This window comes from Oleiphilus sp. HI0128, from assembly GCF_001635365.1.
Genome location: NZ_LWGG01001304.1, coordinates 1 through 571 on the forward strand (window position 1 = coordinate 1; position 571 = coordinate 571).

The following is a 571-nucleotide window of genomic DNA, read 5'->3' on the forward strand; positions in this document are numbered from 1 at the left end:
GAATAGTAAGATCATATCTGATCCATTGCGCTTTGGCACTTATCCCTTTTACGCTACACTAAGCGCTTTCTTTCCTTAGGATACTTCACATGCGCGGTATGCGTTCAGACTTTGACCCCAATCGAGAAATTGACTGGTCAATCATCAAGCAAATCATTCCCTACCTTTTGGAATACAAGCAGCGCATCGCTCTCGCTCTGTTATGTCTGGTTGCAGCAAAAGTCGCTAGCGTTACCATGCCCTTTATTCTCAAGCACGTCGTCGATGACCTAGACCAACAACTAGCTGATAATGAACTATCCCTGCTCGTTGTACCTTTGGGCTTATTACTCGCCTACGGTCTGGTACGGCTGATGAATGTGTTACTAGGCGAAATCCGCGACACCCTATTCGGACGCGTGACCGAAAGAGCGATGCGTCGCGTAGGACTAAAAGTTTTCGAGCACCTTCATGCATTAAGTCTAAGCTTTCACTTGAACCGCCAAACGGGTGGTTTATCTCGCGACATTGAGCGCGGCACAAATGGCATTAGTTTTTTGATGCGCTTTCTGGTGTTTAATATTGCCCCCAC

General features: G+C 46.9%; 1 protein-coding gene. It reads left to right on the forward strand.

Annotated elements, in window-relative coordinates; translation table 11 throughout:
* Nucleotides 1-89 precede the first annotated feature (89 nt).
* Nucleotides 90-571, forward strand: a 482-nt coding sequence (locus A3763_RS21810; protein ID WP_255376634.1) for an ABC transporter transmembrane domain-containing protein, incomplete at its 3' end; no start/stop codon positions are given.